26 protein-coding genes and 1 tRNA gene are annotated in these 24,628 nt (G+C 31.2%); 12 read left to right on the forward strand and 15 right to left on the reverse strand.

All coding sequences use genetic code 11. The annotated features are described in order from the left end of the window. Window positions 1–72: 72 nt before the first annotated feature. Genes ACYU7A_RS02600 through tgt form a run of 3 tightly spaced genes read right to left on the reverse strand, consistent with a single transcriptional unit; the run spans window position 73 to window position 3,166 of the window. The gene (locus ACYU7A_RS02600; RefSeq protein WP_460574055.1) at window positions 73–954 is read right to left on the reverse strand and encodes a DMT family transporter; all 882 of its coding nucleotides are present in this window, start codon (window positions 952–954) and stop codon (window positions 73–75) included. After that, on the reverse strand, window positions 941–2,026 hold the full coding sequence (locus tag ACYU7A_RS02605) for an LptF/LptG family permease (RefSeq protein ID WP_460574056.1): 1,086 nt from the start codon (window positions 2,024–2,026) through the stop codon (window positions 941–943). The genes ACYU7A_RS02600 and ACYU7A_RS02605 overlap by 14 nt, the downstream gene beginning before the upstream one ends. 9 nt (window positions 2,027–2,035) lie before the next feature. Continuing rightward, window positions 2,036–3,166, reverse strand: a complete 1,131-nt coding sequence (tgt, locus tag ACYU7A_RS02610; protein WP_460574057.1) for a tRNA guanosine(34) transglycosylase Tgt — start codon at window positions 3,164–3,166, stop codon at window positions 2,036–2,038. 161 nt (window positions 3,167–3,327) lie between these two features. Between tgt and ACYU7A_RS02615 the strand changes: the two genes are divergently transcribed. Next, window positions 3,328–4,173, forward strand: coding sequence for a transketolase (locus tag ACYU7A_RS02615; protein ID WP_460574058.1), 846 nt, complete (start codon window positions 3,328–3,330; stop codon window positions 4,171–4,173). A gap of 4 nt (window positions 4,174–4,177) precedes the next feature. Beyond that, window positions 4,178–5,131, forward strand: coding sequence for a transketolase family protein (locus ACYU7A_RS02620; protein WP_460574059.1), 954 nt, complete (start codon window positions 4,178–4,180; stop codon window positions 5,129–5,131). A gap of 107 nt (window positions 5,132–5,238) precedes the next feature. Here ACYU7A_RS02620 and ACYU7A_RS02625 read toward each other — a convergent pair. From ACYU7A_RS02625 to idi, 6 genes are all read right to left on the reverse strand, one after another. Beyond that, window positions 5,239–5,312: transfer RNA gene (locus ACYU7A_RS02625), tRNA-Thr, on the reverse strand. Window positions 5,313–5,392: 80 nt separating this feature from the next. Continuing rightward, on the reverse strand, window positions 5,393–5,659 hold the full coding sequence (locus tag ACYU7A_RS02630; RefSeq protein ID WP_345089034.1) for a hypothetical protein: 267 nt from the start codon (window positions 5,657–5,659) through the stop codon (window positions 5,393–5,395). 55 nt (window positions 5,660–5,714) lie between these two features. Next, window positions 5,715–6,677: a type I phosphomannose isomerase catalytic subunit gene (locus ACYU7A_RS02635; RefSeq protein ID WP_460574060.1), complete on the reverse strand. Its 963-nt coding sequence runs from the start codon at window positions 6,675–6,677 to the stop codon at window positions 5,715–5,717. A 111-nt stretch (window positions 6,678–6,788) separates the two neighbouring features. Further along, window positions 6,789–7,244 carry a peroxiredoxin gene (locus ACYU7A_RS02640; RefSeq protein WP_460574061.1) on the reverse strand — a complete coding sequence of 152 codons (456 nt, stop codon included), beginning with the start codon at window positions 7,242–7,244 and terminating at the stop codon, window positions 6,789–6,791. Window position 7,245: 1 nt separating this feature from the next. Continuing rightward, complete coding sequence (locus ACYU7A_RS02645; RefSeq protein WP_298304368.1) at window positions 7,246–7,656, reverse strand: 6-pyruvoyl trahydropterin synthase family protein; 411 nt, start codon at window positions 7,654–7,656, stop codon at window positions 7,246–7,248. A 12-nt stretch (window positions 7,657–7,668) separates the two neighbouring features. Next, on the reverse strand, window positions 7,669–8,196 hold the full coding sequence (gene idi / locus ACYU7A_RS02650) for an isopentenyl-diphosphate Delta-isomerase (RefSeq protein WP_460574062.1): 528 nt from the start codon (window positions 8,194–8,196) through the stop codon (window positions 7,669–7,671). Between the two features lie 132 nt (window positions 8,197–8,328). On the opposite strand from idi, the gene ACYU7A_RS02655 reads away from it, so the two are divergent. The 3 genes from ACYU7A_RS02655 to ACYU7A_RS02665 all read left to right on the forward strand — a co-directional run bounded on the left by ACYU7A_RS02655 (window position 8,329) and on the right by ACYU7A_RS02665 (window position 10,831). Next, window positions 8,329–8,829: a DUF6978 family protein gene (locus ACYU7A_RS02655; RefSeq protein ID WP_460574063.1), complete on the forward strand. Its 501-nt coding sequence runs from the start codon at window positions 8,329–8,331 to the stop codon at window positions 8,827–8,829. Further along, window positions 8,826–9,608, forward strand: coding sequence for a DUF1828 domain-containing protein (locus ACYU7A_RS02660; RefSeq protein WP_460574064.1), 783 nt, complete (start codon window positions 8,826–8,828; stop codon window positions 9,606–9,608). The genes ACYU7A_RS02655 and ACYU7A_RS02660 overlap by 4 nt, the downstream gene beginning before the upstream one ends. 128 nt (window positions 9,609–9,736) lie before the next feature. Next, window positions 9,737–10,831: a bifunctional methionine sulfoxide reductase B/A protein gene (locus ACYU7A_RS02665; RefSeq protein WP_460574065.1), complete on the forward strand. Its 1,095-nt coding sequence runs from the start codon at window positions 9,737–9,739 to the stop codon at window positions 10,829–10,831. A gap of 41 nt (window positions 10,832–10,872) precedes the next feature. Here ACYU7A_RS02665 and ACYU7A_RS02670 read toward each other — a convergent pair whose 3' ends face one another. From ACYU7A_RS02670 to ACYU7A_RS02680, 3 genes are all read right to left on the reverse strand, one after another. Beyond that, window positions 10,873–12,717 carry a toxin-antitoxin system YwqK family antitoxin gene (locus ACYU7A_RS02670; protein ID WP_460574066.1) on the reverse strand — a complete coding sequence of 615 codons (1,845 nt, stop codon included), beginning with the start codon at window positions 12,715–12,717 and terminating at the stop codon, window positions 10,873–10,875. A 4-nt stretch (window positions 12,718–12,721) separates the two neighbouring features. Then, on the reverse strand, window positions 12,722–14,284 hold the full coding sequence (locus ACYU7A_RS02675) for an NAD(P)/FAD-dependent oxidoreductase (RefSeq protein ID WP_460574067.1): 1,563 nt from the start codon (window positions 14,282–14,284) through the stop codon (window positions 12,722–12,724). A 103-nt stretch (window positions 14,285–14,387) separates the two neighbouring features. After that, entirely contained in the window at window positions 14,388–15,905 is a 1,518-nt protein-coding gene (locus tag ACYU7A_RS02680) for a T9SS type A sorting domain-containing protein (protein WP_460574068.1), read from the reverse strand. A gap of 119 nt (window positions 15,906–16,024) precedes the next feature. On the opposite strand from ACYU7A_RS02680, the gene ACYU7A_RS02685 reads away from it, so the two are divergent. Beyond that, window positions 16,025–16,261: a hypothetical protein gene (locus ACYU7A_RS02685; RefSeq protein ID WP_460574069.1), complete on the forward strand. Its 237-nt coding sequence runs from the start codon at window positions 16,025–16,027 to the stop codon at window positions 16,259–16,261. A 54-nt stretch (window positions 16,262–16,315) separates the two neighbouring features. On the opposite strand, the gene recQ is transcribed toward ACYU7A_RS02685, so the two are convergent. Continuing rightward, the gene (gene recQ / locus ACYU7A_RS02690) at window positions 16,316–18,511 is read right to left on the reverse strand and encodes a DNA helicase RecQ (protein WP_298304381.1); all 2,196 of its coding nucleotides are present in this window, start codon (window positions 18,509–18,511) and stop codon (window positions 16,316–16,318) included. Between the two features lie 86 nt (window positions 18,512–18,597). Here recQ and ACYU7A_RS02695 point away from each other — a divergent pair, with 86 nt between their 5' ends. From ACYU7A_RS02695 to ACYU7A_RS02715, 5 genes are all read left to right on the forward strand, one after another. Further along, complete coding sequence (locus ACYU7A_RS02695) at window positions 18,598–19,563, forward strand: KpsF/GutQ family sugar-phosphate isomerase (protein ID WP_460574070.1); 966 nt, start codon at window positions 18,598–18,600, stop codon at window positions 19,561–19,563. Next, window positions 19,563–20,387, forward strand: coding sequence for a twin-arginine translocase subunit TatC (gene tatC, locus ACYU7A_RS02700; protein ID WP_460574071.1), 825 nt, complete (start codon window positions 19,563–19,565; stop codon window positions 20,385–20,387). The genes ACYU7A_RS02695 and tatC overlap by 1 nt, the downstream gene beginning before the upstream one ends. Next, window positions 20,371–20,721 (forward strand): carboxymuconolactone decarboxylase family protein, encoded by a 351-nt coding sequence (locus ACYU7A_RS02705; protein WP_460574072.1) that lies wholly within the window; start codon window positions 20,371–20,373, stop codon window positions 20,719–20,721. Before tatC ends, ACYU7A_RS02705 begins: the two co-directional genes overlap by 17 nt. Before the next feature lie 82 nt (window positions 20,722–20,803). After that, on the forward strand, window positions 20,804–21,571 hold the full coding sequence (lptB, locus tag ACYU7A_RS02710; RefSeq protein WP_298304389.1) for an LPS export ABC transporter ATP-binding protein: 768 nt from the start codon (window positions 20,804–20,806) through the stop codon (window positions 21,569–21,571). Window positions 21,572–21,575: 4 nt separating this feature from the next. Continuing rightward, entirely contained in the window at window positions 21,576–21,806 is a 231-nt protein-coding gene (locus tag ACYU7A_RS02715; protein ID WP_460574073.1) for a DUF5808 domain-containing protein, read from the forward strand. Here ACYU7A_RS02715 and ACYU7A_RS02720 read toward each other — a convergent pair. Then, window positions 21,803–22,645, reverse strand: coding sequence for a GH25 family lysozyme (locus ACYU7A_RS02720; protein WP_460574074.1), 843 nt, complete (start codon window positions 22,643–22,645; stop codon window positions 21,803–21,805). The two genes, ACYU7A_RS02715 and ACYU7A_RS02720, sit on opposite strands and share 4 nt — an antisense overlap. Window positions 22,646–22,687: 42 nt before the next feature. Beyond that, window positions 22,688–23,413, reverse strand: a complete 726-nt coding sequence (locus ACYU7A_RS02725) for a CDP-alcohol phosphatidyltransferase family protein (RefSeq protein ID WP_460574075.1) — start codon at window positions 23,411–23,413, stop codon at window positions 22,688–22,690. 145 nt (window positions 23,414–23,558) lie between these two features. Between ACYU7A_RS02725 and ACYU7A_RS02730 the strand changes: the two genes are divergently transcribed. Next, the gene (locus tag ACYU7A_RS02730; RefSeq protein WP_460574076.1) at window positions 23,559–24,626 is read left to right on the forward strand and encodes a putative type IX sorting system protein PorV2; all 1,068 of its coding nucleotides are present in this window, start codon (window positions 23,559–23,561) and stop codon (window positions 24,624–24,626) included. Window positions 24,627–24,628 lie beyond the last annotated feature (2 nt).

Genomic DNA, 24,628 nt, shown 5'->3' on the forward strand with positions numbered 1-24,628 from the left:
AATTCGAACTACAAAGATAAAATTTTAAATCTTTTGTAAAAGTAATTTTACACGATAAGTTGTAAACAAAAGCTAAGTTGCTTTTAATCTGCTTTTTATAATTCCGTTTAAAATAACAGTTAATAAGATAATTACAGCTCCAACATAAAATTGTGGACTCATTTGTTCTTTATCTTCAAAAATTAGAACCGCAAGAATGATTCCGTAAATAGGCTCTAAATTAATGGTAAGCATCACTGTATAAGGACTTAAAAATTTCATAACCGCTGTTGAGGCAATAAAAGCATATGCTGTACAAACCGAACTTAATATCAATAAATAAATAAAATCGGAAGTAGTCAGTTGAAAAAATTCAGAATTAAAACTATTGGTAAAAAGTAGGAATATTGAGAAAAACAAAACACCTCCGCCCAATTCGTAATAAGAAATTACCGTTGGATCATAGTCTTTAACAAACTTACTATTGATTACTGCAAAAGAAGCAGAAAGAAAGGCAGAAGTCAATGCTAAAACAATTCCTTCAACATATCTTCCTTCTACATTAAATATGATTGAAAGTCCGAAAACTACAATCAATCCGAAGAAAATTTCGTACCAAATAATTTTTTTTCCGAAGAAAATAGGTTCGATAAGTGAAGTAAAAAATGCACCTGTTGATAAACAAGCAAGCGTAATAGAAACATTTGACACTTTGATGGCTCTAAAAAAAGTAAACCAATGAAGCGCAATTACTAATCCAGCAACAAGAAACTTCAAAAGAATTCGCTTAGGAATCTTTATAGGCATTCTTTTGTATTTGATGTAAATAAAAATAAATCCGACAGCAAACAACATTCGATACCAAACCAATGGTAAAGCATCAAGAGTAATTAGTCTTCCTAGAATTGCCGTGAAACCCCAAATGAAAACTATCAAATGAAGGTGTAAATAACTTTTGTTGTTATCGCTTAGCATTACGTAATAAATATATTGCTAAGATTCCAAAAAGTATATTCGGAATCCACACAGCAATTATTGGTGGTGCTGATGATTTTTCTGCCAAAACGCCAAAAACTTTATCTAAAAACACAAAAGCAAAAGCAAGCAAAATACCAATAGCAAGATTAATTCCCATTCCACCTCTTCGCTTCATTGAAGAAACGGCAACAGCAATAATTGTAAGAATAAAAGCAGAAACAGGTATGCTATATTTTTTATATAAAACCACTAAATAAGTGTTGATATTAGTAGAACCTCTAGTTTTTTCTTTTTCAATAAATTTAATCAAATCAAAATAAGACAATGTTTCTGCAATGTAAACAACAGGTGTTAAATCTTCTAAATCAAAATTAAGAACCGTATCTTTCCTTTGTTCAGAAATAATAACATCGCCTAACTCACCAACTTTTCTTTTTTTGAAATCAAATAAAGTATAGGAGCTATCTCTTGGATTCCATTTTATTCTACTAGCAGATACTTTGTATTTTAATTTGTCTTTTTCAAATTTTTCCATAGAAAAATTGAACGCCATTTTAGAAACCGAATTAAAACTACTTACATAAATGTATTCTTCTTTATTGATTTGACGATAAACATCTGAGTTGTCTCGCATCTCATTTTGTCCGTTTCCAATAAGGTACATGTATCTAAAGTTTTTAAATCCTTCACTGGCTTTTGGAACCAAAAAGAATCCCATCAACAAAGCAAATATTGAAACTATTGTTGCTCCTATAATATAAGGTCTCAAAAATCTTGTAAATGAAATTCCTGAACTTAATATGGCTATAATTTCAGTATTATTAGCAAGTTTTGAAGTAAACCAAATAATAGATAGAAATAAAAATATAGGAAAAAGTAAATTAGCAAAATAGATAGTAAAATCTACATAATATTGAGCAATAGCACTAAAAGGCACTTTGTTCTCAATCATTTTATTGACCTTTTCAGATACATCAATGGTTATCCCAATAGGAATAAACATCAACAACATTACAGAAAATGTGGTTAAATAACGTTTTAATATGTATTTATCTAATATTGTAAGCATCAATAAATTTTATAATCGTTGACTCATTTGCTTAACCATCATTTCTTTCCAAACTCTAAAATCGCCAGCAATAATATGTTTTCTTGCTTCACGAACCAACCACATATAAAAACCTAAATTGTGGATAGTTGCAATTTGTTTTCCAAGATACTCATTGGCAGCAAATAAATGTCGAAGATAAGCTTTTGTGTATTCGGTATCAACAAAAGTGATTCCCATTTCATCTAAAGGAGAAAAATCATCTTCCCACTTCTTATTTTTGATGTTTATGGTTCCGTTTGCAGTGAATAACATTCCGTTTCTTGCATTACGCGTTGGCATTACACAATCGAACATATCTACACCAAGTGCTATATTTTCTAAAATATTAATTGGAGTTCCAACGCCCATTAAGTAACGTGGTTTATCTTCTGGAAGAATATCACAAACAACCTCTGTCATTGCATACATTTCTTCGGCTGGCTCACCAACTGAAAGTCCACCAATAGCATTTCCAACTTGATTAGAATTGGCAATATATTCGGCACTTTGCATTCTCAAATCTTTATAAGTACTTCCTTGAACTATTGGAAAAAATGCTTGATCATAACCATACTTTACTGGAACTTTTTCCAAATGATTAATACATCTATCCAACCAACGATGCGTCATTTTCATGGAACGTTGTGCATAACGATAATCACATGGATAAGGTGTACATTCATCAAATGCCATGATAATATCAGCACCAATAGTACGTTGAATTTCCATCACATTTTCTGGAGTAAAAAAGTGGTATGAACCATCAATATGCGATTTGAACTTTACGCCTTCTTCCTTAATTTTTCTGTTTGCCGAAAGCGAATATACTTGATATCCGCCAGAATCAGTTAAGATATTTCTATCCCAATTCATAAATTTATGCAAACCACCAGCTTTTTCAAGAATTTCTGTTTGTGGACGAAGGTATAAATGATAAGTATTCCCTAAAATAATATCAGGATTAATTTCTTCTTTTAACTCGCGTTGGTGCACTCCTTTTACAGAGGCAACAGTTCCAACTGGCATAAAAATAGGAGTTTCAATAACTCCATGGTCTGTTGTAATTTTTCCAGCTCTAGCTTTAGAGTGGGCATCTTTTTGTAATAAATCGAATTTCATATAGGCATTTTCAGTTGGCAAAGATAAATTATTTTAGATTTTAGATTTTAGATTTTAGATTTATTTGTGATTCTAAACTATTAATAACTTGTAACAAAATCTTTTGCCTCACCAAAAAAATAGATTTACTTTTACACCATTATAATTTATAACTACATAAAATGTCTAACATTCAACAACTACAAGATTTTACAACACAAGTACGAAGAGACATTCTTCGCATGGTTCATGCCGTAAATTCAGGTCATCCAGGAGGTTCTCTTGGTTGTGCAGAATTTTTAGTAGCGCTTTACCAAGACCTAATGAAACGCAACGAAGGATTTGAAATGAACGGAACAAATGAAGATATTTTCTTCTTGTCAAACGGTCATATTTCTCCAGTTTTTTATAGCGTTTTAGCAAGAAGTGGCTATTTCCCTGTTTCTGAATTAGCAACGTTCAGAAAATTAAACACGCGTTTGCAAGGTCATCCAACAACTCATGAAGGTTTACCTGGAATTAGAATGGCTTCTGGTTCATTAGGACAAGGTTTATCTGTTGCAATTGGCGCTGCTCAAGCCAAAAAACTTAATAACGACAATCATTTAGTTTACGCTCTAACTGGTGATGGCGAATTACAAGAAGGTCAGAATTGGGAAGCTATTATGTACGCTTCTGCAAAAAATGTAGACAATTTAATTGCAACTGTTGATTACAATGGACAACAAATTGATGGTTCTACCAAAGACGTTTTGAACATGGGCAACTTGAAAGCAAAATTTGAAGCTTTCGATTGGGATGTTTTAGAGATTACCGAAGGAAACAATATTGAAGCAATTATCGCTGGAATGAACGAAGCTAAATCAAGAACTGGAAAAGGAAAACCGGTTTGCGTAATTCTTCATACCGAAATGGGTAATGGTGTAGATTTCATGATGCATACTCATGCTTGGCACGGAAAAGCACCAAGTGACGAACAATTAGCAAATGCTTTAGGACAAAACGCAGCAACTTTAGGAGACTACTAGAATTATGAAAAAATATACAAACACAGGAAGTAAAGATACACGTTCAGGATTTGGTGCTGGAATGACCGAATTGGGACAAAAAAACGAAAATGTTGTTGCACTTTGCGCCGATTTAATTGGTTCATTAAAGTTTGACGATTTCAAAAAAAATCATCCAGAACGCTTTTTCCAAATCGGAATTGCAGAAGCAAATATGATTGGAATTGCAGCTGGATTAACTATTGGTGGGAAAATACCATTTACAGGAACTTTCGCTAACTTTTCAACAGGAAGAGTTTACGATCAAATTCGTCAATCTGTAGCTTATTCAGATAAAAATGTGAAAATTTGTGCTTCACACGCAGGTTTGACACTTGGTGAAGATGGAGCAACACACCAAATATTAGAAGATATTGGTTTGATGAAGATGTTACCAGGAATGACTGTAATCAACACTTGCGATTTCAATCAAACCAAAGCTGCAACAATTGCTTTAGCTGATCATCATGGTCCGGCTTATTTGCGTTTTGGTCGTCCAGTGGTGCCTAATTTTATGCCAGCTGACGAACCTTTCGTAATTGGAAAAGCAATTATGTTAAACGAAGGAACTGATGTAACTATTATCGCTACAGGCCATTTAGTTTGGGAAGCTTTAATAGCTGCAGAAGCATTAGAAGCGAAAGGAATTTCTGCTGAAGTAATCAACATTCACACTATTAAACCTTTGGATGAAGAAGCAATTCTAAAATCTGTTGCAAAAACTGGTTGTGTAGTAACTGCCGAAGAACATAATATTCTTGGTGGTTTAGGAGAAAGTGTTGCTAGAACATTAGCATTAAATAATCCAAAACCACAAGAATTTGTTGCTGTTCAAGATTCATTTGGTGAAAGCGGAACTCCAGAGCAATTAATGAATAAATACAAACTTAACAACGAAGCAATTGTTGAAGCTGTAGAAAGAGTAATTAAAAGAAAGTAATTTTTCTTATATAAATACAAAATCCGTCTTGTACAAACAAGGCGGATTTTTTTATGAATATAATACAAATAAAAAAACCACCACATTGCTGTGATGGTTTTACGAAGAGCCGGCGGAGGGACTCGAACCCACGACCTGCTGATTACAAATCAGCTGCTCTAGCCAACTGAGCTACGCTGGCCGGTCTCATTTCTGGTGCAAATATAATAGTGATTTTTAAATCTCCAAAACTTTTTTACACTTTTTTGATGATTTTTTTAATTAAAGTGCGTTGATTTTTTCAATCAATTGATTAGCAGTTTGTTCTAATTCTGCATTGATTTGTTTGAAATGCGCTTTTTTATTTTCTACTTTTTTAGCATTAACCTTAACGATTAAAGCATCAAAAGATGTAATTGCTTCATCTATAACTGCATTGGTAGCTGCTGTTGGCTTTCCTTCGCTAGTCATTTCGTGAATATAAACTGCTTCAATAATATCTCCTAAAACGAAGTTGATGTCTTTTTTTAAATTTTTAACGCTTGGCATTTTCTTTATTTTTTAAATTCAGGTGCAAAATTACACATAATCTTTTGAATACAAGTTAAGAAATGTAAATTTCTAACATAGATGCTTTTCCGTGAATTTCAAATTCGCTCATTTTTGCAGGAATTAAAACCGTATCACCAGTTTTATAAGAATAGGTTACATCATCATGTTTTAATTCAAAACTTCCTTCAACACACATATAAACTAAAAATGAATTTTCATCATTTACAACTTCTAAACTTCCATCAAGAGGAATAAAATTTGTTGTGAAATAAGGACAATCAACTATTGCATTAGCTTCGTTTTCAATTTTCGAATAGCTTTTTTCAGCATCAACTACATCATAATTTATGGCATCTAAAGCTAAATCAACATGAAGTTCGCGTGTATTTCCATTTGCATCTACTCTATCAAAATCGTATAATCTATAAGTAATGTCAGATGTTTGTTGGATTTCTGCAATTACTGTTCCTGCTCCAATGGCGTGAACCGTTCCAGTTTCTAAGAAGAAAACATCTCCTTTTTTTACCTTTTTGGTATCCAGAATATCAATTAAAGTTTTGTTTTCAAGATTCTCTAAATATTCTTTTTGAGAGGATTTTTCTTTAAAACCAACAATTAATCTTGCATCTTGGTCGGCTTGCATAACATACCACATCTCGGTTTTACCAAATGAATTATGTCGTTTAGCCGCCAATTCATCATTTGGATGCACTTGAATAGACAAATCTTCGCGAGCATCAAGATATTTAAAAAGTAGCGGGAATTGTTTTCCGAACTTTTCATAAACTTTTGTTCCTAAAACTTGTTCTGGAAATTCATTTATTAATTCGTTTAACGATTTTCCTGCAAAAACTCCATTAGCAATAACACTGACATCGTTTTCTACAGTAGAAATTTCCCAACTTTCACCTGTGATTTCTGATGAAATTGGTTTGTTTAAATAATCTTTCAGTTTTGTTCCGCCCCAAATTCTATCTTTAAGAATAGGTTGAAATTGCAAGGGATAAAATTTCATTTGTTATAATTTTGAATGCAAAGATGGATATTTTTAACGTAATGAATCAATAATTTCTATCAATTACATAGCAAGTTCGGTGAATGGTTAAAAAGTATAGCTAACCCAAAACTAATTTGTCAATTTTTTCAAAACTTTTAGTGCTTTTGTAATATGAATTTCAGATGACATACTATTAAAAACCATTATCACCACACCTTGTTTATCAATTACAAAGGTTTCACGACCTGGAATTATAAACAAACTGTTTTGAACACCAAAAAGCTTTCGCACTTTTTTATCATTATCTGAAAGTAAAATAAACGGAAGATTGAATTTGCTTTTGAATTTTAAATGAGAAGTCACTGTATCAGCACTAATTCCGATTACCTCAGCTCCTAAATCTTTAAATTCTTGATAATTATCTCTAAAACTACAAGCTTGCGCTGTGCATCCAGGTGTATCATCTTTTGGGTAAAAGTAAATTACAAGTGGTTGTTTTCCAATATAGTCTTGTGAATTAAAAATGTTTCCATTAGTATCTTTTGCTGAAAAACTGGGAAGCTTATCTCCTATTTTTAAAGACATATTAGTTTCCTTTATAGGTTACAAAATTTCTTGGTGTTTCATAAAGAACCACTTCTAATTCTTTATTAGTATCAATGTATTTCCTTAATTTATTCCAAATCACAACAGCAATATTTTCAGCAGTTGGATTTAAATCAGCAAAATCTGGAACATCAAGATTCAAATTTTTATGATCAAAAGCATTTTCGATATGTTCTTTTATCAAATCTGATAAAATTTTTACATCAATTACAAAACCTGTTTCTTGATCAATTTCTCCTGTTACAGAAACAATTAATTCATAATTGTGTCCATGAAAATTGGGATTATTGCATTTTCCAAAAACCAAATCGTTTTGCTCCATAGACCAATCTTTTCGATACAATCGATGTGCTGCGTTGAAATGTGCTTTTCTTGAAACGGTAACTTTCATTTAGTTATGAGTTTATAATTTATGATCTTCTAGATAATGATAAAATTCATCAAAAATTATTTTGAACCAAACGGTGTAAATATCTGGATTTTGAATCATATCTTCTTTAATATCTTCAATGGTCATCCATTTCCAACTTTCAACTTCATCACAATTGATATTGGGTTCTTCGTTTGAATAACCAATCATTACATGATCGAGTTCATGTTCGGTCAAACCATTGTCAAAAGGCGCTTTGTAAATAAAATGAAACAACTCTTTCAATTCAGTTTTAAATCCCATTTCTTCATACAAACGACGTTTTCCGGCTTCAATATTGGTTTCACCAGCACGTTGATGACTGCAACAAGTGTTTGTCCAAAGTAAAGGCGAATGATATTTGTGATGTGCACGTTGCTGTAACATGACTTCATTTTTATCATTTAAAACAAATACCGAAAACGCACGATGCAAAACTGCTTTTTCGTGAGCTTCAAGTTTATTCATTAAACCTATTGGTTCGTCTTTTTCGTTGACTAAAATTACTTGTTCTTCTTTCATATATTTTTTATGATGGTCAAAAATACGAAAAAAGAATTGGTAATAAAGTGATTTTGGAGTTTGTGAAAAGTTTAACGTGTGTTGAAGTTGAATGGTTTATTTTGTTATATTTGAACAAGTTTAAAATTAATTATGTTAACAAACGAGGAAGCAAAATATCTATTAAAGTTAGAAAAAGTATTATTTGACCCAAATCAAGTAATAGATCTTCGCAATAAAAAAAATAGATTAGATCTTATTTCACATCAAGATAATGATTATAAATTTTGGTTAGAAATAACATCAAATTCAAAAATAATATTAAAAACTTCAATTCACCATTTGGAAAGTAACTCTTTTATTGGTTTACTTAGGGTTGATTTTAATGGTAGACATCAAAATCCTTTTGGTATAAGTGAGACATTACCGCTTTATTTAAGACAATATGAAGGTAAATTTTTCAATATTGACGAACCTCATTTACATGTTTATGTTGAAGGATATAAACCATTGTCTTGGGCTGTACCAATTAAAGAAACTAATTTTGAAACAACTGAAATAAATGAAATTAGTGATTTAACAAATTTAATAGTTAATTTTGCGAAAGAAATAAATCTAAATTCTAAATTACACATACAACAGACAATACTTTGAATTGGATAAATACATATGTTGATGGCTATTATGACTGGTTACGAGAAAAAACCGTAATTCAGAAAGGAGAAACTACGGATTGGTTTTTAATAAATACACCATTCCTAGGTGCTTTTAATGATACAATTGAAATTTATGCTCAAAAGAAATTAAACAAAATTATTTTAAGTGATAATGGCGAAACAATAACCAATTTGGAATTGCAAGGTTTACATATACAAGGTTCAAAAAGAAGAAGATACATATTAGATACCATTCTTTTAAATTATGGAGTAAAATTTTCAAATGATGAATTGATAATTGAAGCTGATTTTGAAAATTTTTCACAATCTAAACATAATTTATTATCTGCAATAATAGAAATAAATGATTTGTACGTTTTATCTAAAAATAATGTTTCCTCAATTTTCAAAGAAGATGTGAGAACTTATTTAGATAATCAAGATATAATATATACTCCTGATTTTATTTCAAAAGGCGTTACAGGATTAGAATTTAATTTTGATTTTCAAATTGCTCAAAAAAATAAAGAGATAGTAATCAAATCCTTTAATACTATTAATAAATCGAACTTACCAACATTTTTATTTTCGTGGGAAGATATTAAACCAGTTAGAGAGAAAATTACAAAAAAAGAAGTAACAGCAATTGCAATAATAAATGATGTTGATAAAGAAATCAAGAATGAGTTTATTGATGCTTTAAAATCTAAAAATGCAAATTTTATTTTATGGTCGGAAAAAGATTCTGATGAAAATAAAAAACTTTTAGTTGCTTAAAAAAATATCAAGTATTTTCAATTCTGAACAACCGTTAAACTTTCCTTAAATCATCTCAATTTGTAAACTGTATGACATTTTGCAACGTACTTCTATTGTAAATTTGTACATCAATTAATTTAATTGTTATGAAAAAAATAATCACTATTTTGTTTTTGATTCCTTTGCTTACGCTAACGGCTTGTGGACAATCAAACAAAAAAATTTCAAAAAAAGATACTTCAGCTATGGAAAATGTAATTAGTAAACCCGAAAATCCTTACTATTCAAATACGGATACTAAGAAACTAAATGTTTCAAATGCCGAATGGAAAAAAGTTTTATCACCTGATTTGTATGCTGTAGCGAGAGAAGCAGATACCGAAAGAGCTTTTACAGGAACCATGTGGAAAGATGAAACCAAAGGAACTTATTATTGTGCTGCTTGTGGTTATAAGCTTTTTAAATCCAATCAAAAGTTTACAAGTAGTTGCGGATGGCCAAGTTTTTTTGAACAAGAAAACAAAGAAAGTATCACTTTTAAAGATGACAATTCTTATGGAATGAGAAGAATTGAAGCCAATTGTGGACGATGTGATTCGCACTTAGGACATTTATTTGATGATGGTCCGGAGCCAACAGGTAAAAGATATTGCATGAATGCTATTTCGTTAGATTTTGTTCCAGATGGTGTAGCTATAAATTCTGCAAATCTAGAAACTATTGTTCTTGGTGGTGGATGTTTTTGGTGTGTAGAAGCTGTTTATCAAAACCTTGAAGGTGTGAAAAGTGTTTACTCTGGTTATGCTGGTGGCATGGTAGAAGATCCAAGTTATGAGCAAGTTTGTACTGGTAGAACTGGTGCAGCAGAAGTTGTAGAAATCACTTACGATAAAACTAAAACCAACTTAGATGAAATCTTTCAAGTGTTTTTTACCGTTCACGACCCAACAACACTAAATCGTCAAGGTGCTGATTCAGGAACACAATACCGTTCAGTGATTTTTTATAAAAACGAAAACGAGAAAAAAGCGGCTCAAAATTTGATTGCTGAATTGAATGAAAAAGTATTTGCAAATAAAATTGTAACGACTTTAGAACCTTTGAAAAAGTTCTACAAAGCCGAGGAATATCACCAAGGATATTATGAAAATAACAAAGACAAACCTTATTGCCAAATGGTAATTCAACCCAAAATTGAAAAGTTTGAAAAGGTTTTTAAAGATAGATTGAAAAAGAATTAATTGTTAATTAAAGAACCGCTTGTGAAAATGAGCGGTTTTTTTTATTTATGATTGACTGAATTGAAAGTAAAATTTGAACTTATTGATCTTTTCTGAACTTCATCCAATGCACTTAAATTTACAAAATAGATATCATCTTCTTCTATGTTGATAGTTACATTAAATTCGATTATTTTACAATTATCACACTCTTTATTGAATAACTCTTGAAAAGAAATAGTTGCTCCAAATTTATTGTAAAAAGTAAACGTTTCATTGGCGCTATCTTCGTCATAATCGTACAAAATATTTGCAAATTTTACTCCATCATTATAAAAGAATGTTTTCTCTTTCACACCTTCATCATACTTTATTGACTTGAACAATTTTCCGTTGTTGTAGTAATAATTCCATGTGCCAATTTCTTGTCCAGAGTTATAACTTCCTACTACTTTTGGCTTTCCGCTTTCAAAATTCTGAAGATATTTTCCTTGTTTTTGGCTTTCTAAATATTCTATTAGTTCTTTTACAATACCATTCTCAAAATAGACAACATCTTTTCCTATTTGATAACCATTACTGTCTTTTTCTTTAGACTTGTAAAGTTTTCCGTTTTCATAATATTCTTGTTCTAAACCAATTTTCAGTCCGTTGCGATAAGTGCATTTGTACTTTACAGAATTGGTTTCGTCGTTAAAATATTCAATAAATTCACCGTGCAATTTATCTTCATTATAATTGGCAATTTGACTCAATTTACCATTTTCATAAAAGGTTTTCCATTGCCCAGTTTTATAGGTTCTTTCATAAAAATCATCCGGTCTAGTACTACTTCTATTAATCTTTGCGATGTAATAATTTTCAAATTTTTCAATTTGACCTGAATTGAAATAATAGGTATGAATACTATCTTTAAAATTGCCTCTATCACTAGTTTTTACGTAATTCCCAATAAATTTAATAGCACCATCTTCATAATAGGATTTCCACTTTCCTATTTTTTCGCTTTTAAAATAAGTTCCTTTTTCTGCTAAAGTACCATTCAAATAAAAAGACTCAAAATCGCCATCACGATGGCCATTTTTATGTTTCGCTTTTTCAATTATGTCACCATTATATACTATGGAATTAACCATTTTGTGTTTTTCGTAATTTGAATCACTTTTTAAGATTCCATATTCATCAAAATCTTTGATATTCTTATAAGTATTATCTTCGTTATATTCAATGATTTTCTTGCGTTTTCCTTGCTCTGTAAATGTTTCTTCTTTAACTATTTTATGGTTTTTTACATAATTTCTAGACTTTATAGTGTCATTTGGATATATGGAATAATTAACGCCATTTCCATTTTTATCAACATCAGAAAAAAAGTTTTTCTTCCCATTTTCGTAGTAAGACTCTGTTGTTTTTACATTTCCTTTTTTGTCTAAAACTACTCTTCTTCTAATTTGACCTGAATCGTAATAATAAACACTCTCTCCTACAAGTTTACCGTTATCCCATTCTTCCTTCACAGTCAATACCCCATCCTTGTTGTAACCGACAACTTTTCCATCTTTAACCCCATTTTTATTGCGTGAAGAAGATTCTAATTTTCCGTCTATATAATAGGTTCGACTTATTCCGTGGCAAACATCATTAACACATTCTAACTCGTTTCTCAATTGACCATTAGAAAAATAGTCTTTCTGTATGCCTTGTCGTTTTCCAAAAATATAATTAGCATAAGATCTCATATTACCATTTTCATAATAAGTAATGTATTCACCATTTTTCTTTCCGTCGACATATGTACCAACTTCTTTGGGTTTGCCATTGCTGTACAATTGATTTACATGTTCCACTTGTGCAAAAGCAATTTGAAAAGAAAAAACCATTAAAAACAAGAAAATGATTTTCTTCATGATATTAAATTTTTAAAGCTTCTGCTATTTTTAAAGCACATTTTTCGCCATCGATGGCAGCAGAAATAATTCCGCCGGCATAACCTGCTCCTTCACCACACGGATACAAACCTTTTATTTGAACATGTTCCAATGTTTCATTATCTCTCGGAATTCTGACTGGAGATGATGTTCTGCTTTCAGGTGCATGAAGAATGGCATCATTTGTCAAATATCCGCGCATTGTTTTTCCAAATTCGTTAAATCCTTCCCTCATAATTTGAGATAGAAATCCTGGAAAAACTTGTCCCATTTCTACAGAAGTCGTTCCAGGAACGTAAGAAGTTTTTGGAATGGAACTCGAAACTTTATTTTGAGTAAAATCAACCATTCGTTGCGCAGGAACTTTTTGAGTTTGTCCAGCCAAATGCCATGCTTTTTGTTCTATAGCTTTTTGAAATTCCATTCCGGCAAGTGCTCCGAATTTAGCAAAGGGTTTGAAATCTTCTAATTTCAATTCGACAACTATTCCCGAATTGGCAGTAGCTTGATCACGTTTTGATGGTGACCAACCATTAGTAACAACTTCGCCAGGACTTGTAGCACAAGGAGCAATTACGCCACCTGGACACATGCAAAATGAATACATTCCGCGACCATTGACTTGTTTTACAATAGAATATGGTGATGGCGGTAAAAATTCACCACGGAAATCACACGAATATTGAATTTTATCAATCAATTCCTGTGGATGTTCTGCACGAACACCTAATGCAAATGGTTTAGCTTCAATGAAAATTTTCTTTTTATCTAATAATTCAAAAATATCTCTAGCTGAATGTCCTGTTGCAAGAATTACTTTATTTGCCGAAATAGTATCGCCATTTTGGGTTACTATTCCTTGCACTTCATTGTTTTTTATAATGAAATCAGTTACGCGAGTTTCAAACAAAACTTGTCCGCCACATTCAATAATTTTCTCTCGTATATCTTGAATAATTTGAGGTAATTTATTAGTTCCGATGTGTGGATGCGCTTCAACCAAAATATCATCTGAAGCTCCAAAACCTACTAATAATCTCAAAATTCTGTCAACATCGCCACGTTTTTTGGAACGCGTATATAATTTTCCGTCAGAATAAGTTCCAGCGCCACCTTCACCAAAGCAATAGTTGGAATCTTCATTTACAATATGGTCAACGTTTATGGCTTTCAAATCTCTTCTTCTGCCACGAACGTCTTTTCCTCTTTCAATTACAATAGGTTTTAAACCAAGTTCTACAAGCTGTAAAGCCGCGAAAAGTCCTGCTGGACCAGCACCAACAATTATTACTTCTTGTGAATTAGATACATTTTTGTACTCAGGAAGTTCAATTTTTTGTTCAATAAAATCTTCACCTTTAAAATAAACAGTTGCTTTTATATTGAATTTGATAGCTTTTTGACGAGCATCAATTGAACGTTTTAAAACCACAACCTTTTGAATTTCCTTCACAGAAGTATTTAATAATCTTGCAACATGCTCATTAATTAATGATTCATTGTGTGCTACTTCTGGTGAGACTTGAGTTTGAATTTCGCGAGGCATAAAGGTAATTTTTGACAAACTTAAAATAATTTCAGCAAAGTCTAATAATAAAAAAGGTTTAGCATAAACTAAACCTCTAATTTTTTATGAAATAAATGAACGATTATTTCTTTATAAACTTATAATTTTTAACCTCATCATTAACGGAAAGTTTCACAAAATAAATTCCAGTTTGTAAATCTGAAACAGAAATTGATTCGATACTATTTGTTGATTTCACTTCTTTAATTAATGCACCACTTATAGAATAAATAGAAACATTAGATACAATTTCATTAGTTTTATTATCAATATTTAAAACATCTGATGCAGGATTAGGGAATAAATTAATAGTATTATTTATTGTATTTCCTTCCAAGCCAAGAGCTACAGCAGATTCAAGATAATCGGGTGTTCCATTTGAATTAGTGTCGTCGTTTGAAGGATCTCCATCGTCATTGTAATCTTCAAGGATAGTTAAAACTCCATCTCCATCATCATCATTATCAAGATAGTTTGGAATACTATCAGAATCTGTATCTAAAATTGTAGTGGTAGCACTTCTATTAAAAACATATTCTAAACTAGTTAAAACAAAATCACCGTCATCATCATTATCCAAGTAATTTGGAATTCCATCAGCATCAGTATCATCATATGCTAAATTAGTATCACCATTAACATCTTCTAAATCAGTGCTAACAGTATCGTTATCATTATCTATTGAACAATCAATTCCACTTAAAATAACTTGTTTTATAACTCCATTCCCACTTGCATAGATAGTTTGAGGATTAGATATATTAGTATACATTAAGTTTGAAATAGGATTTGATTGTGTTTGTGCATCTGTTTGAGTTAAATAAAATGTTATTGCAGATGGGTTTGATGGTGATAAATCATTTTGAACCACTTGCAAATTAAATTCTTCAATTCCATCAGTATTGGCATCACATTTCACAAAGGAATACACGTTCAAATAACCTGGTCTTGAGAATCGCCATCCTTCATTGGAAGTCGTCCATGCGCCAGTATTTCTTCCTGGAGCAGTAATACCCAAAGTTCCTGTTGAATTTATTAAACCAATAACAGCATTGCCACTATTCCATGAGGCACAAATTTGCTTATTTATTACTTGAACATCTATTAAATTGGATGTTTCATGCAAAATCATTTGAAAACTACTTTTGGCAGCGGCATTACATGAAAAATGCGAATTGTTATAAAAACTCACAATAAACTTTCTGTAAGGTGCAGTTCCATAAACACCATAATTTACTGTTCCTTGAGCATCCGAATTATTCATATCATGATAGCATCCTAAAATTGAATTTTTAACCGGAAAATTTGCATTAGGAATAGTTAAATTAAAACTCCACGGAGAAAAAGAATTGGCAGAACTACTTCTAAAGTCAACATAACCATTGGTACTTACAACAACTTGATTGTATGCTGTGCCATAAAAATCAAAACTAAAAGGCAGATTAATTAATCCTGAACACATATCATCAGAAGTTGATAATACTGGTAATGATCCTGAATAGGGCTGAAAAGGAATTGAAGCAACTGTGTAATTACTTTGTGCAAATGTTTGAAGAGAAATTATAAGTAAAAAAATAGTTTGAAAGTAGCTTTTTCTCATTGCTATATTGTTTAGAAGTGATTGATTTATAAATACCTAATTAATAATTTGATACAAATATAATAATAAGGTTGCTTAATAAATCTAAAACCAACTAAATTTGCAATTTTACCAAAACTATGTCAAGAAAAATAAAACTTATATGGGATTTTCGTGGTGAAGTTGCAGCAAAAACAGCTGAACATCACGAAATTCATTTGAAAGAATATATTGCAATAGAAAAACTACCAATTAACATCACTGGATTTGAAGTTTTAAATGAAATGTATGCCATAGCATTTATGGTAGTTACTGACGAAAATATGATTCAAGTTCGTGATGCTTTGAAACCGCATCGAGGAGAAATTTACAGTTAACAGTAATCAGTGTTCAGTAATCAGTTCTGTCGACTGAACACTGAACACTGTTTACTAATTAGCTACTTCGCTAATAAACTTGATTCTCATTAATCGTAATTCTTCGATATCATAATCGCCGTCGAATTCTTTTAGAGCATCTTCAATTTTATCAGTTTCTGAATCCATGAAATAATCGTGAATCTCTTCTTGTTGATCTTCATCTAGTATTTCATCAATCCAATATTTGATATTCAATTTTGTTCCTGAATATACAATTTGCTCCATTTCTTTTAGCAAATCATCCATTTTCATTCCTTTGGCAGAAGCAATATCTTCTAAAGAAAGTTTTCTGTCTATATTTTGAATGATATATAATTTATTTGCCGAATTAGCTCCTGTAGATTTTACAACTAAATCATCTGGACGAATGATATCGTTATCTTCAACATATCTGCTAATTAATTCAACAAATTCTTTTCCATACTTCTTCGCTTTACCTTCACCTACTCCATGAATATTTATCAATTCATCCATAGTAATTGGATATTTCAAAGCCATATCTTCTAAAGATGGATCTTGAAAAACAACGAAAGGTGGAACACCCAATTTTTTAGCTACTTTTTTACGTAAATCACGTAACATCGCCATCAAAGCTTCATCAGCAGTTCCTGAAGATTTAGCTGCAGTTACAATGGCATCATCTTCTGCTTCATTATATTCATGATCTTCTGACATCATAAACGATGTAGGATTCTTAATGAAGTCGTGCCCTTTATCTGAAACTTTCAAAATTCCGTAGGTTTCAATGTCTTTTGTAAGCATGCCATCTACTAAAACTTGACGAATTAAAGCCATCCAATAACGTTCTTCTTGGTCTTTTCCGCAACCGAAAAAAGATTGAGTATCAGTTCTATGAGCTTTTATGGTTGCATTTACTCTTCCAATTAAGGTAAAAACAACTTCTTTAGATTTATATAAATATTTGGTATCGCGAACAACTTCTAATAATTTTTTGACATTGTCTTTAGCTTCAACTTTAGCTTTTGGATTACGAACATTGTCGTCCATATCTGCACCTTCACCAGTTTCACTATCGAACTCTTCACCAAAATAATGTAATAAAAACTTACGTCTTGACATAGAAGTTTCTGCATAGGCAACTACTTCTTGTAAAAGAGCATAACCAATTTCTTGCTCAGCAACTGGTTTACCTGACATAAATTTTTCTAACTTTTCTACATCTTTATAAGAGTAATACGCTAAACAATGTCCTTCTCCTCCATCACGACCAGCACGACCTGTTTCTTGATAATAACTTTCTAAAGATTTAGGAATGTCATGATGAATTACAAAACGAACGTCTGGTTTGTCAATTCCCATTCCGAAGGCGATTGTTGCAACAACAACTTCAACATCCTCCATAAGGAACATGTCTTGATGTTTTGCTCTAGTTTTTGCATCCAAACCTGCATGATAAGGAACAGCACTGATTCCGTTTACTTGTAAAACTTCAGCGATTGCTTCAACTTTCTTTCGGCTTAAGCAATATATAATTCCTGATTTACCTTTGTTTTGTTTTATAAATCGGATTATATCAGCTTCAATATTCTTGGTTTTTGTTCGTACTTCATAAAATAAATTCGGACGATTGAACGATGCTTTGTAAGTAGTAGCATCAGACATATCTAAATTCTTAAGTATATCTTCTTGAACTTTTGGAGTTGCTGTAGCGGTTAATCCAATAACAGGAACATTCCCAAGTTGCTTAATAATAGTTCGTAAATTTCTGTATTCAGGTCTAAAGTCATGACCCCATTCTGATATACAATGCGCTTCATCAATAGCTACAAAAGAGATTGGAACAGATTGTAAAAACTCAACATATTCCTCTTTTGTTAATGATTCTGGTGCTACATATAATAGTTTGGTTATACCAGAAGTAATATCCTTTTTAACCTGATTGATTTCGGTTTTGGTCAATGACGAATTTAATACATGCGCGATGCCATCATTTGTTGAAACACTTCTAATAGCATCAACTTGATTCTTCATAAGTGCAATCAAAGGAGAAACCACAATTGCAGTTCCTTCTTGAACAAGCGAAGGCAGTTGATAGCACAATGACTTTCCGCCACCTGTTGGCATAATTACAAATGTATTTTCTTTTGCCAAAATACTTTTGATAACCTTTTCTTGTAAACCTTTGAAATGGTTAAAACCAAAATATTTTTTTAATTCTTTGTGTATGTCAATTTCGTTTGAATTCATTCTTACTTAATAGTATTTTTACATAAATTTGCAACCATAAATATACAACTTTCTTTTATTCATACAAATTTTATAACAAATCTATTTTGATAACTAAAGAAAATATCATTGAATCGGCTAAAAAAACACTCTTATCAGAGAGCCAATCAATTGCAAAACTTACTGATTTCATTGACAATAGCTTTGTAGAAGCCGTTGAAATTATATACAATACCAAAGGACGTTTAATTGTTACAGGAATTGGAAAAAGTGCCATTATTGCACAAAAAATTGTTGCTACAATGAATTCAACTGGAACTCCTTCTATGTTTTTACATGCATCTGAAGCTATTCATGGTGATTTAGGCATGGTTCAAGATGGAGATGTTGTTATTTGTATCTCAAAAAGTGGTAATAGTCCAGAAATAAAAGTTTTGGTTCCGTTATTAAAAAGATTTGGTAATAAACTAATTGGAATTACTGGTAATATAACTTCATTTTTAGGAAAAGAATCTGATATTACCTTAAATACTTATGTAGAAAGTGAAGCTTGTCCAAATAATTTGGCACCAACTAATAGCACAACAGCACAGTTAGTTATGGGTGATGCTATGGCAGTTGCTTTAATGGAAATGAGAAATTTCAAAGCAGAAGATTTTGCAAAATATCATCCTGGTGGTGCTTTAGGGAAAAAATTATTAATGCGAGTTCAAGATATGTTGGATACCAGCAGAAAACCGTTTGTAAGTCCAGACTCAAGTATCAAAAATGTAATTGTTGAAATTTCTGAGAAAAGACTTGGTGTTGCAGCTGTTATTGAAAATGACAAAGTAGTTGGTATTATAACTGATGGCGACATCAGAAGAATGCTAAATAAAACAGAAACCATTACAGGATTAACTGCAAAAGATATTATGACGGTAAATCCAAAAACAATAAAAACATCTGATATGGTAGTTGATGCACTAAACATATTGGAAGATTTTTCAATTACACAATTAGTTGTAGTTGATAATAATGAATATAAAGGAGTAATTCATTTACACGATATTTTAAAAGAAGGAATTGTATAATGGCTAAAAAAGAAATGAAGGAAATGTCCTTTATGGAACATCTTGAAGAATTAAGATGGTTGTTGGTAAGAAGTACAATTGCTGTTCTAATTGGAGCAACAGCAACTTTTTTCATAAGTGATTTTATATTTGACAATATTATTTTCGGACCAACAAATCCAAATTTTATAACTTATCGTTTGTTTTGTGAGTTATCAAACTATGTTGGATTTCAGGAAAGTATTTGTGTTACTGAATTACCTTTTGTGATTCAAAATACAGATATGGAAGGTCAAGTCACTATATTAATTTGGACTTGTATAACGGCTGGATTTATTTTTGCTTTTCCTTACATATTATGGTTGTTATGGAGTTTTATTAGTCCGGCGCTTTATGAAAAAGAACGAAAAAATGCTAAATATTTTATTTTTATTGCCTCTATTTTATTCTTTCTAGGCGTTTTATTTGGTTACTACATAATTGTTCCAATGTCGGTAAACTTTTTTGCCACATTTACTGTAAGTAGTGTTATTAAAAATGAATTCAATGTTGACTCCTATATAGGTATGATAAAAACATCTGTAATTGCATGTGGTTTGTTTTTCGAATTACCAATTATTATTTATTTCCTAACAAAATTAGGTTTAGTTACTCCACAGTTTCTTAGAAAATACAGAAAATATGGCATCGTAATTATTCTTTTTGTAGCAGCAATAGTTACGCCACCAGATGTGGTAAGCCAAATTATAGTATCAATTCCAATGTTATTAATTTATGAAGTCAGTATATTTATATCGGCTTTCGTAGTAAAAAGACGTTTAAAAGCAGATGAGCAATCAAGTTAAAGAATTTAATGAATATCGTTCTAAAATGAACGAAAAGTTATTGGCTGACAATAATAAAATTGTAAAGCGTATTTTTAATTTAGACACTAATGCTTATGCAGAAGGTGCTTTGGATGTAAAAACTAAAGAACTTTTGGGTTTAGTAGCTTCAACTGTTCTTAGATGTGATGATTGCATAAAATACCATTTGGAAACCTCACACAAAGAAGGTATTACAAAAGAAGAAATGATGGAAGCTATGGGAATTGCTACTTTAGTTGGTGGAACTATAGTTATTCCTCATTTAAGAAGAGCTTACGAATTTTGGGAAGCATTAGAGGAAGAAACTAAATAATTGTTAAATCATCAATTAGGTTATATGTTTATTCGTTAATTTGTCTAAAAATCTAACTTTCTAAAAATCTAATAATCTAGATATGAAACTAAGAGCCGAAAATTTAATCAAAACCTACAAAGGTAGAAGTGTTGTAAAAGGAATTTCTGTTGAAGTAAATCAAGGAGAAATCGTTGGGCTTTTGGGACCAAATGGTGCTGGAAAAACTACTTCTTTCTATATGATTGTTGGATTGGTAAAACCAAATTCTGGAAATATTTATCTTGATGATATGAATATTACTGAGTTTCCAATGTACAAACGTGCTCAAAATGGTATTGGTTATTTGGCTCAAGAAGCCTCTGTTTTTAGAAAATTAAGTATTGAAGATAATATCTTGAGTGTATTGCAATTGACAAATCACACAAAAGAAGAGCAAATTGCAAAAATGGAAAGCTTAATTCATGAATTCAGTTTAGAACACATTAGAACCAATCGTGGTGATTTACTTTCAGGAGGTGAACGTCGTAGAACTGAGATTGCTAGAGCTTTAGCAACTGATCCAAAATTTATCTTACTTGACGAACCTTTTGCAGGAGTTGACCCTGTTGCAGTTGAAGATATTCAGAGAATTGTGGCTCAGTTAAAAAATAAAAACATCGGAATTTTGATCACTGACCACAACGTTCAAGAAACTTTGGCTATTACTGATAAAACCTACTTAATGTTTGAAGGAGGAATTCTAAAAGCTGGAAAACCTGAAGAATTAGTTGAAGATGAAATGGTTAGAAGAGTTTATTTAGGTCAGAATTTTGAATTACGTAAAACCAAAATTGACTTCAACGCACCAAAAGTAGATTTAGACGTTTAAAAAAATGGAAAAACCATCGAAAGAGACATTAGATAAATGGCATAAAGATCCTAATAATTGGAAATGGGGTTTGTTTTATTACAACAAAGAAGACAACAGATTATTAGTTGACAAACGAAATCCTAATCTTGGTGCAACTATAAATTTTGCTCATCCAAAATCCTATTTATTTTTAGTAGGCATAGCTTGCTTTTTCGGACTTATAATTTATATGATTTCATTAAACGGAAATTAATTTAAAGTCAAATATTCCAACATCTTGGGCGTACCGTTATAAATATTCAAATCAACTCGTTCGTTGATTCCTTTTATTGTTGCTTTTTCTGTGAATTGCCAAAAAAGCCAATCTTCTTTTATATTTTCTACAAAGAAATTATAATTGGCTACCCAAAAAGTATATCCTTTAAATTCCTCTTTTAGAAAATCTTCATAATATTTTTCGCCGGTATAGATAATAGGTTTCACCTTATAATGTGCGTCAATTTTTTTCAACCACCGTTTCAATCCTACTTTCAAACTATCAATAGATTGTTCTTTTGGCAATTGTTCTATATCTAAAACTGGAGGCAAATCACCTTTTTTCAAAGTTACTGTCTTAATAAAATTTTCGGCTTGTTCGATTGAATTTTCGTTTGGACGATAATAATGGTAAGCTCCACGAATAAAATTATGCTTTTTGGCTGCTTTCCAATTGTCATCAAACTCCGAATCCTCTTTATTATTTCCGGCTGTTGCTCTAATAAGTACAAAATGTAATGGAAATTTATTTTCAACAGAATCTATTTGTTCCCAATCTATTTCGCCTTGATATTGAGAAACATCAAACCCGAAAGTCAATTCTTTATGAGCTTTCAAAATTTGATAAATTCTAGCTTGAGCCACTTTATCTTCTTTTAAAACTTTATCTGTTTTGAAACTAAAATAATATAGAATAGCATTACGATAGTGATATATTCCTAAAGAAAATAGAATAATCAAAAGCGATATAATAATAAACTTTAAAGAAAAAAAAGTTTGCTTTTTCTTGGTAGCTCTTTTTCGAATTGGTGTTTTTCTCGTGGTAGCTTTTGCCATAAAAGTCTTGATACATACTACTAAAATCTTAAAACTAAATAACTACTTTTTTGCCAACATATTATTTGCAACCGACAATAAAACATAAGTCATTATGATTAAAGGTATTGCAAGATATTGCAGAGTAGCAATCATTACTATTGAAAGAACTAAAAATCCAATTTGCAATTTATATTTTTGAAAACTAAAATTCTTTATTTTCAATGAAAACAACGGAATTTCAGCATTCATAACGTAAGCACTTATCATAGTTATGGCTAAAAGAACCCATTTTATATTTAGAAGTTCACTTAAGGTAAGAAAATGACACTCTTCAATAACCAATGGTAAACTCATTATAAAAAGTGCATTTGCTGGAGTTGGCAAACCAATAAATGAATCAGATTGTCTTGTATCGATATTGAAATTTGCCAAACGATAACAAGCGCCAAGTGTGATAATAAAACCTAAAAAAGAGACTTGAAAAAAAGACAAATCATTTGTAATTTGCATAAAACTTCCATCAAACGACAACATTTGACACATTACATATCCAGGCACTACACCACTTGTAACCATATCTGCTAAGGAATCTAACTGAACACCTAAAGGTCCGGCTACACCAAACTTTCTGGCGAAGAAACCGTCAAAAAAATCAAAAAATATTCCCAAGCAAACAAAATAAAAAGCTAAGTCAAACCTCAATTTAGAGACAAAAACTATGGCGATACAACCACATAATAAATTTAATAAAGTAAGTATATTAGGAATGTGTTTTTTGATGTTCATGCTTTTAATTTTTCTAAAGACAAATGTAATACAATAAGTTTATACATAAGTACGTTTGTAATTAGAGTTTTTATTTGAGATATTATTATGAATTGTATATGAAGTTAGCTCAATAAAAATTTCTATTTTTGAAAAAATATTTGCTTTGAAGAAAATTCTTTTTTTAACTTTCATTTTAGGCTGCACTTTATCTCATAGTCAAGCTGTTAGAAAATATTCTAACGAGTTTATGAACATAGGTGTAGATGCTGCTGCATTGGGAATGTCTAATGCTGTTGTCGCGCATACAAATGATGTGAATTCTGGATACTGGAATCCAGCAGGTTTACTAGGTTTAGAAGATAGTCAAGCGTCGTTGATGCATGCAAGTTATTTTGCAAATATTGCTCAATATGATTATGCTGCTTATGCTAAACCTATTGATGATGACAGTGCTTGGGGAATCTCTTTGATACGATTTGGAGTAGATGACATATTAAACACCACACAACTTATTGATGGTGATGGAAATATTGATTACAATAGAATCAGCAAATTTTCAACTGCAGATTATGGATTGACTTTATCTTATGCCAGAAGACTTAAAATTCCTGGTTTTCAATATGGAGTTAATGCAAAAGTGATTCGACGTGTCATTGGAGATTTTGCAAATTCATGGGGATTTGGTTTCGATTTAGGTCTTCAATTTGAAAGAGACGATTGGAAATTTGGTTTAATGTTGAGAGATATTACTACTACTTATAATGTATGGGCTATCAATGAGGAAGAATATGCTAAAATAAAAAATGCCATTCCGGGTGAAAATCAAGATTTACCTGAAAGTTCAGAAATTACACTACCAAAAGCACAACTTGGAATGTCTAAAACATTCGATTTTCACAATGAAACGTATTTAAAAGCTTCTGGAAATTTGAACATGCAATTTGCTAGAACCAATGACATATTGGCAACGAGCTTTGTAAGTATCGACCCTGCCTTAGGATTTGAATACAATTATACTGATTTAGTATTTCTAAGAGCTGGTGTGGGAAATTTTCAAAACATCACACAATTGGATGGTTCCAAAAAAGTAGGTTTTCAACCTAATATTGGACTTGGTTTTAAATACAAAGGAATTCAAGTTGATTATGCTTTGACCGATTTAGGTGATCAAAGTGCTGCATTATATTCAAATATTTTTTCTGTGAAAGTTGATTTTAGTGTTTTTAGATAACC

This window comes from Flavobacterium koreense (assembly GCF_054776075.1).

Coding starts and splice junctions, on each gene's coding strand:
- ACYU7A_RS02655 (WP_460574063.1), top strand. CDS start 8,329: ATGTTAACAAACGAGGAAGCAAAATATCTATTAAAGTTAGAAAAAGTA.
- ACYU7A_RS02685 (WP_460574069.1), top strand. CDS start 16,025: ATGTCAAGAAAAATAAAACTTATATGGGATTTTCGTGGTGAAGTTGCA.
- ACYU7A_RS02720 (WP_460574074.1), bottom strand. CDS start 22,645: ATGGCAAAAGCTACCACGAGAAAAACACCAATTCGAAAAAGAGCTACC.
- recQ (WP_298304381.1), bottom strand. CDS start 18,511: ATGAATTCAAACGAAATTGACATACACAAAGAATTAAAAAAATATTTT.
- ACYU7A_RS02675 (WP_460574067.1), bottom strand. CDS start 14,284: ATGCCTCGCGAAATTCAAACTCAAGTCTCACCAGAAGTAGCACACAAT.
- idi (WP_460574062.1), bottom strand. CDS start 8,196: ATGAAAGAAGAACAAGTAATTTTAGTCAACGAAAAAGACGAACCAATA.
- lptB (WP_298304389.1), top strand. CDS start 20,804: ATGAAACTAAGAGCCGAAAATTTAATCAAAACCTACAAAGGTAGAAGT.
- ACYU7A_RS02705 (WP_460574072.1), top strand. CDS start 20,371: ATGAGCAATCAAGTTAAAGAATTTAATGAATATCGTTCTAAAATGAAC.
- tgt (WP_460574057.1), bottom strand. CDS start 3,166: ATGAAATTCGATTTATTACAAAAAGATGCCCACTCTAAAGCTAGAGCT.
- ACYU7A_RS02670 (WP_460574066.1), bottom strand. CDS start 12,717: ATGAAGAAAATCATTTTCTTGTTTTTAATGGTTTTTTCTTTTCAAATT.
- ACYU7A_RS02620 (WP_460574059.1), top strand. CDS start 4,178: ATGAAAAAATATACAAACACAGGAAGTAAAGATACACGTTCAGGATTT.
- ACYU7A_RS02725 (WP_460574075.1), bottom strand. CDS start 23,413: ATGAACATCAAAAAACACATTCCTAATATACTTACTTTATTAAATTTA.
- ACYU7A_RS02605 (WP_460574056.1), bottom strand. CDS start 2,026: ATGCTTACAATATTAGATAAATACATATTAAAACGTTATTTAACCACA.
- ACYU7A_RS02635 (WP_460574060.1), bottom strand. CDS start 6,677: ATGAAATTTTATCCCTTGCAATTTCAACCTATTCTTAAAGATAGAATT.
- ACYU7A_RS02665 (WP_460574065.1), top strand. CDS start 9,737: ATGAAAAAAATAATCACTATTTTGTTTTTGATTCCTTTGCTTACGCTA.
- ACYU7A_RS02640 (WP_460574061.1), bottom strand. CDS start 7,244: ATGTCTTTAAAAATAGGAGATAAGCTTCCCAGTTTTTCAGCAAAAGAT.
- tatC (WP_460574071.1), top strand. CDS start 19,563: ATGGCTAAAAAAGAAATGAAGGAAATGTCCTTTATGGAACATCTTGAA.
- ACYU7A_RS02715 (WP_460574073.1), top strand. CDS start 21,576: ATGGAAAAACCATCGAAAGAGACATTAGATAAATGGCATAAAGATCCT.
- ACYU7A_RS02615 (WP_460574058.1), top strand. CDS start 3,328: ATGTCTAACATTCAACAACTACAAGATTTTACAACACAAGTACGAAGA.
- ACYU7A_RS02645 (WP_298304368.1), bottom strand. CDS start 7,656: ATGAAAGTTACCGTTTCAAGAAAAGCACATTTCAACGCAGCACATCGA.
- ACYU7A_RS02600 (WP_460574055.1), bottom strand. CDS start 954: ATGCTAAGCGATAACAACAAAAGTTATTTACACCTTCATTTGATAGTT.
- ACYU7A_RS02680 (WP_460574068.1), bottom strand. CDS start 15,905: ATGAGAAAAAGCTACTTTCAAACTATTTTTTTACTTATAATTTCTCTT.
- ACYU7A_RS02630 (WP_345089034.1), bottom strand. CDS start 5,659: ATGCCAAGCGTTAAAAATTTAAAAAAAGACATCAACTTCGTTTTAGGA.